Consider the following 6,449-nt stretch of genomic DNA (forward strand, 5'->3'; position numbering starts at 1 on the left):
TCAGGCCTGCCGGCTAGCCAAGCGCTGACAGATTTTACGTAGCAACGCAGACGTCCAAATGGTGTCTGCGTTTTTACACACTCTGGGCCAGAAGCGGACCGTTAATCCTACCTTCTTCATGAGTCTCTAATCTCCGCTTCCAGTCAGTTCTCTTACCCACCATCCCCATCGGGCTGGAGTTGTTGCTCGGCCAAAGCACTTCGGTGGAGGAAAACAAACTGGTGAGCAGTCATTCGCGCGGGGGTTCCCTCTTGGTGATACTGCGGGTCATCCAGATCGCCTCCATAGCGTGAACGCAGGTTCGCGGCGATGTAGTCTGGTGAAATCAATGAAGAGATATCGTCGTAGGTGTTGCGGCGAAGATCTGATCGAACCGGTAGACCGCTCTCTAGCTCCCACCCCTCCCCAATATAGGTGTCCAGAAAGTCATCCACGCGGACTGGGTCAGCATCAAATAGTGCCCGTAGATTCGCTTCAACCTCTTCTTGATTTCGACCTTTCTGCCAGTACCAGTACAGGTGTGGCGCATCGCGCCCAGCCTGTACAAATATCGGTTCAGCGGCGTTCGCCTCACGGATGCGGTCGGCAAACAATCGATAGATAATGTCATTCGCCTCGTCTGGAAGGACTCGATGTTGCTCATGTCTATCAGAGGAATGCGTAAGCCAGCGAGCGCATTCAATACCCATTGCCAAAGGCGACGCTGCCAAGACAACCGCTTCCACAGCAGCTTGCCTATCTGGCAGCGGAATACGCTTCATAAGTTGGGAGATGAGTATTCCAGCTTGCATCATCGTTCCGCCAAGTACGTATGGTCCACGCTCACGAGGAAGAAGATCGCCATTTCTAGCAACGGCTATTGCGATCGGTAATACAGAAGCCTCGTCTAGAGAGTCCGCGCGATTTCGCACCGCCTGAATCAACTGCGGCATAGCCCGTTTGGAATACGTACTGAGAAGAACACGCTGTGCGTCCGGATCGGCTACGACCAGGGCTTCTATCAATGCAGTCAAGTGACTATCCGCTATATCCCCTTCGGGTACTCCGTAAACGAAATAGCGCTTGAAGTATCTACCAGAGCAGATGCGTTGCTCTCCGGCCCATTTTTCCTCCCATTCCCCCCCGTACATCATGTTGCTAACTCGAGGAAATAACGGCTTCAATAGTCCATCTCGTACCTTCTCACGCTCTTCTGGGGTCGATGCCGGCATCGCGGTTTCAAGAAGCCTGCTAAGAGGCGAAGGGGGCCGTTCCAATCCTTTAAGAACCTCACGAGGCTCCCCTTTCAGAAATAAGTCGGGGTTGTCACGAATAGCCGCATAGAGTTTTGGGTACAACACCCGCACCCCCTCAACGAGCATGAACTCGGCAATGTTCACTTCGCCGCTCACAAGAGGTAACGCAAACGTCAGCGCATTCGTGTACAGCTTCGCAATCCTTGGGGTCTCTAGCTTCGGTTCGAGTCCGTCCACAAAATAACGCGAGAAGACGTCGACCTGGCGCTGGTCGAGGACAATGCCTGCTTGGCCCAGAGCATGATCGATACCTTCAAAAGTGATCTGACGCAGACTCATACGGTCGGCGGGCGGCAGATGCAAAGGCACTTGGATGATCTTTTCAAGAAACGCCCGTCCGGCTTCTTGTCCACCTGCACCGTATCGTTCACCTAATGCGGCGGCGACTACATCGTCGTCGAAAGCCAATACGTAGCAGGTGTACTTAAAACTTGCCGAGAGCTTTACCAGCTTGAAGATGGCATTTGTTTCGTCTCTGTCTAGCCGGTCAATGTCATCGATAAGGATGACCAGCCTTTTTCCACTCTGGCCTAGAAGAGCGTCGATCTGGTCTTTGAGTTGATCGAGACTGACCTTGGATAATGATTCCCCAATATTCTTCGCCGCTTCCCCGGGATTGATTTCAACGCCCGGTAGAGCGACTGAGATGACAGACAAAATACCGCCGTAGGATTCAAGCAGTGCTGCCGCTTTTTCTTTGAATGCCGGCTCCTTGCCTAGAGCCTCAGCCAAGGTGGCGAAGAATCCACGCAGAAGCGCATCCTCAGAAGGGAAGTGCCAAGGATTGAAACGTATTGATATGACTTGCTCGTATTGATCAAGCGACTCTTCCATCATTTTGAGGACGGAAGTCTTGCCATCGCCCCACGGGCCAAATAGGCCGATGACAATGCTGGATGGATCGCGACGCTTGGCTATTGTCTCGGCAATTCGCGCTGAGAATAGCGCTCGCCCGAACCGGTCTTGGGTTTTAGATGCGATGGGCTCATCCGATAAATACTGATTGTCCTCTTGATCATGTTCTGATTTCTGAGTCCCGGGGTCAGTAGCCGATGATGTCGAATTGGGAGTTTGACGGTTAAAAAGTTTGAGAATCCATTTCATTGCCTTCCCCTTTTCACTCCTCGGTCTGTATACGCTATCGCGGACAGGTGAGGCAGTAACCGAGCGCTAGAAATAACTCAGGATGTTTTCGACTGTCCATGCTGCTATTTTCAACCACAGCCACCCTATATGGTTCCGACCAGTTCGGGCCGAGAGTAGGAACGTGGTGCCAAACACTTTGGTTGTCAGAAAGTGGCTGATCGCACCCGCGAGCCTCCACAAAATGACTTCAATGTGCTGCCGACCTTGAGGCACAAAGCGTTTTTTCTGGGCGATAAATTAATTTAAGCACCTCCAGATAAACTGTCCATGGATCGAAGCTTCAACAACGTCAGGGATAAGTTGTCATGAACAAAAAAAACTTGAAAGAGGACAATTTCTCCCTGTTAAAAGGTATGGAGGCTACTGCCGCTCGCATGCGCGAACTGATTGTCGCCATGCCTCCGCACGATCTGCTCGGATACATCTACGCCCAGCATGTGATGAAAGCGATGGCAGATCAAAGCGTCACTCAGGTAGCGCAGGAGGCGGACGCCCCTGATGATCTGATCAACGAAAATCAGTTCCTGCTGGAGTACGTTCATGCGGTTCTCGCCTCAGACGTCTCCCCTCCGGACGTAAAGTTCGACGAAGCCAAATGCGCCGTGCTGTTTGAACTTAGCCGAAAACTACGAGAGCAAGCCATGTTGTTCGCCATAGCCTCGTCCGCCGCTACCAAAGACGGCGTCTTTGGCCCCGACACTGCCGACATTGAATTTCGGGCGAAATCCACGTGGGTCATGCTACGTGGGAACCGCTACCAAGTCTTAGAAGGTGAGTTCTATTGTTACGTTTTGGCGCCACATGATGATGTCCTGAAAGAAGTGTACGGTGTTAGTGCCGCCGATATCGCGGAAGGCTTCCAGGCCATGGCCGATGCCACGCGTACAGGGCATGCCAACGCAATCACGGTAATGATGAACCAGTTTGAGGCAGCACACGCCTTCGCTGCGGCACAAGGCAAGCGACTGGAGCACGCCATGGAGGCGTGGGTTGCGGCCAATATGGAGCAAATGGAAGCAGCCAGGCGGGCCATGGATGACATGTTTCGGGGCGGTATAGCCAACGTAAGCCTACACACGAAGCTGCCGCAGACGCTGCTAGCGGATTTGGCGTACCGACGCGGAGAAGAAACCGAGTTCTTCGCAGCAGGTGACTTCGCGGGGACACCCTACCGGACACTACCTGCCCGGAAGAAACCACTAATCCAGCTTGGTTCAGACTACTACGCCGTTGATCCATGCTTCACCCGTGATGCGGGATATCGCGCGCTTCTCTATAACCTTCTTCAGCGAAAACCTGACTACAAGAAGATTTTTGAAAGTCGGCAGAAGACGATGAGCGAAGCCGCCTTCGCCGATATCCTGGCCATTCAGCTTCCCGGCGCCGCAGTTTTCCAAGAGATCTACTACAAAGACCCAGCTACCAAAAAGTGGTCCGAAAACGACACTCTCATCCTGATAGATGACGTGTTGTTCTTGGTTGAAGCCAAGGCTGGCGCGGCCGCAACTATTGCATCGCCAGCACTTGATTTTGGTCGCCATGCCCAGTCTGTTCAGGATTTGGTACTCAAGGCCTACAAGCAATGTGAGCGCTTTTTCAATTATCTCAACTCTGCGGATGAAGTGCCGCTCTACCACTTAGTGAACGGTAAATACGAAGAGTGTGGGTGTGTCCGCCGCTCCGACTACCGCGTGATGGTGCCGATTGGGCTCACGGTCGAGTCGTTCTCTCCCTTCTCGACGTACTGCAAGGAACTGCCACAGATTGAGCCGTTACTTGGAAAGTACGCCTTCGTTTCGTTGTCCATTGATGACTTGTTCGTGCTCAAGCGCTTTCTGCCCACTCCCGGCGAGTTCTCTCACTACATGGAGGTGCGGCAGGCCGTGGCGGGGAAACGCCACGCTCATCTCTTCGATGAGTTCGACCACTTGGGCGCGTACCTGAAGATAAACCGTTTCGATCAAACTATTGCTGACCAGTTAATGGGTGGTAAGTCGAAAATGCTTATCTGGGACGGCATGAGCGACATCGTCGACAAAAGCTTTGTGGGTGAAAACTGGGAAAGCACGCCGTATCCGACGCAGGACTTTCCGGAGGAAGTGCTTAGGCTGCTTGAAGCGCTTAACGCCAGCCGGGCAGACGGATGGCTTTCAGCGGAGAGTCATATCCGTGATTTAGGAGAAGAAAATCGAAATAATCTGGCAAAGACGCTATTCGACCTACGCCAAACCTTGAACCAGCACCCCGCCCGTTACTTTCTAGTATCCGAGGGCGGCGAACCGATATTCGTTTGGCTACAACTAAACGACCACCAAATTGATTGGACTAAGGCAAATGACAAGGCCAGAGCAGCTGCCCTGGCCGTCAAGGCCTCTAACATCATCGGTATCGTCGCGGAGGTTAGTACCGATGGAATCTATCACCGGGCGCAATCTTTCAAGGTCCACGTACCGACAGAGCGAACGGAAGAAAACGCCCATTTTTACGATGAAGGCGAGCGAATGGCTCAATCCACGCGGACGGTAAATCTCAGTCAACCTAAAAAAGTTATCCCTACCTTGAATATTAAAAAAACGGGGCGGAATGATCCGTGTCCGTGCGGCAGTGGTGCAAAATTTAAAAAGTGCCACGGCCTTTAAAAATACCACGCACCCTAATGTCTGCTATCGACAGCTAATTGATATTCAAATATTGGATGGGCCGAAAGGCAGATTTGGGTCATCACCCGTGCAAGACAATTGCAGGAGCAGCAAGATGATGCGTGAAGGGGGAAATATGAACCTGGTCGAACAGGCGCTGGAGGCAGAGCTGCCGAAGCTGGCTATTGATTTCTTCGTCGTGTTCTCTAGATTCGAGTGCGCACTTAAGAGGTCTGGGACGTAAGCAATTGGCAACGATGAAAGGGTAGATCCTGACTGGGATGGTTTTGCCCGAGACCTTGGCCCGGACTTCCTGAGCGATGTCATCGCCCGAGGAATTGCCCCTGTCTTAGTTGGCAATCCGCCCAAAAAGCAAGTAAAGCTCGCCAATGGGGAACTTGGATGGAAGGACATGGGCGCAGTGAAGAGCTCGGCTGATCTCTTTCTTGCGATCCGCCGAGCGAGAAATAACCTCGCCCACGGCGCGAAATATCAAGACGGCGGCGCTGGTCATCCGGATTTCGTTGAGGGCTCTGAAAGAAACGATGCGCTTCTCGGCCAGTCACTGGATGTGATGAGCTTGGCTCTGAAAACTCGCCCGGATATCCACACTTTTTTTCGGCGCTACTGAGGAGCAGCTATGAACGATATTCCCCAGCCAATTTCGGAGACTCATCCGCATCTCAGCGGCTTCATGGACTTCCTTGCCGACTGCAACAAAGAGACAGAGCGCGGAACTGCATTGGCTGCTGCTGCAATGCTCGATGAGCAGCTTGCTCGGATCATCGAGTCCTTCCTCATCCCTAACAAAGGGAGTAAGTCTCTGCTTGGCGGCCTCAATGCGCCGCTTGGAACATTCTCCGCACGCATAGCTTCCTCGTTCGCCTTGGGCCTTTTATCTGAAGTCGAGTACAGAGACTGCGAGTTGATCCGAAAGGTGCGCAACGAATTTGCGCATCAAATCAAGGTGTCATTCAAGAATGAGAAGATCGCGAGTCTCTGTGCGCTACTTCAGCTTTCGGCGAAAAGCTATGGCGATGTTCACGTTGACACCAGAGGCCAGTTCACCACTGCGGCAGTCGCTCTGATCTTGAATTTGACGAATCGCCCACACTACGTTGGGCAAAGGCGATTACAGGCGGAGAACTGGAAGACGTAACCCTTGCTATCCGCCGCATCGTGAACATGTCTGCCTATAGCCTAAAGGTGTCGCTCAGCCCTCCATTGCCTGAATTCCGCTAATGGTCACGCTCCCCCAGTCCCCTATCGCGACCGGCTGCAATGGGTCGATTGCTGCCTGTTGCGAAAGGCAACAATGGGTCCAGGCTGTGTGAAAACGCGCTAAATACCTCGAAAACTGAGAGGCGCG

The 6,449-nt window shown here is 52.7% G+C and carries 4 protein-coding genes; 3 read left to right on the top strand and 1 reads right to left on the bottom strand.

Annotated features, from left to right (window positions below; genetic code table 11):
• Positions 1-152 precede the first annotated feature (152 nt).
• The gene (locus tag BK667_RS01945; RefSeq protein WP_123596652.1) at positions 153-2,399 is read right to left on the bottom strand and encodes a KAP family P-loop NTPase fold protein; all 2,247 of its coding nucleotides are present in this window, start codon (positions 2,397-2,399) and stop codon (positions 153-155) included.
• A gap of 347 nt (positions 2,400-2,746) precedes the next feature.
• Between BK667_RS01945 and BK667_RS33440 the strand changes: the two genes are divergently transcribed.
• The 3 genes from BK667_RS33440 (at position 2,747) to BK667_RS01960 (ending at position 6,239) form a co-directional block, all read left to right on the top strand.
• A complete protein-coding gene (locus BK667_RS33440) occupies positions 2,747-5,080 on the top strand; it encodes a YecA family protein (RefSeq protein ID WP_123596653.1) in 2,334 nt (777 codons plus the stop codon).
• Between the two features lie 412 nt (positions 5,081-5,492).
• Positions 5,493-5,711: a hypothetical protein gene (locus tag BK667_RS01955; protein ID WP_123596654.1), complete on the top strand. Its 219-nt coding sequence runs from the start codon at positions 5,493-5,495 to the stop codon at positions 5,709-5,711.
• Positions 5,712-5,720: 9 nt separating this feature from the next.
• Positions 5,721-6,239 (top strand): transcriptional regulator, encoded by a 519-nt coding sequence (locus BK667_RS01960; RefSeq protein ID WP_123596655.1) that lies wholly within the window; start codon positions 5,721-5,723, stop codon positions 6,237-6,239.
• The last annotated feature ends 210 nt before the right edge of the window (positions 6,240-6,449 follow it).

Source organism: Pseudomonas frederiksbergensis (genome assembly GCF_003732705.1).
Lineage (GTDB): Bacteria > Pseudomonadota > Gammaproteobacteria > Pseudomonadales > Pseudomonadaceae > Aquipseudomonas > Aquipseudomonas frederiksbergensis_F.

Excerpts from the sequence above, each read along its gene's own strand:
- BK667_RS01945 (WP_123596652.1), bottom strand. The coding sequence starts at position 2,399 with ATGAAATGGATTCTCAAACTTTTTAACCGTCAAACTCCCAATTCGACA.
- BK667_RS33440 (WP_123596653.1), top strand. The coding sequence starts at position 2,747 with ATGAACAAAAAAAACTTGAAAGAGGACAATTTCTCCCTGTTAAAAGGT.
- BK667_RS01955 (WP_123596654.1), top strand. The coding sequence starts at position 5,493 with ATGGGCGCAGTGAAGAGCTCGGCTGATCTCTTTCTTGCGATCCGCCGA.
- BK667_RS01960 (WP_123596655.1), top strand. The coding sequence starts at position 5,721 with ATGAACGATATTCCCCAGCCAATTTCGGAGACTCATCCGCATCTCAGC.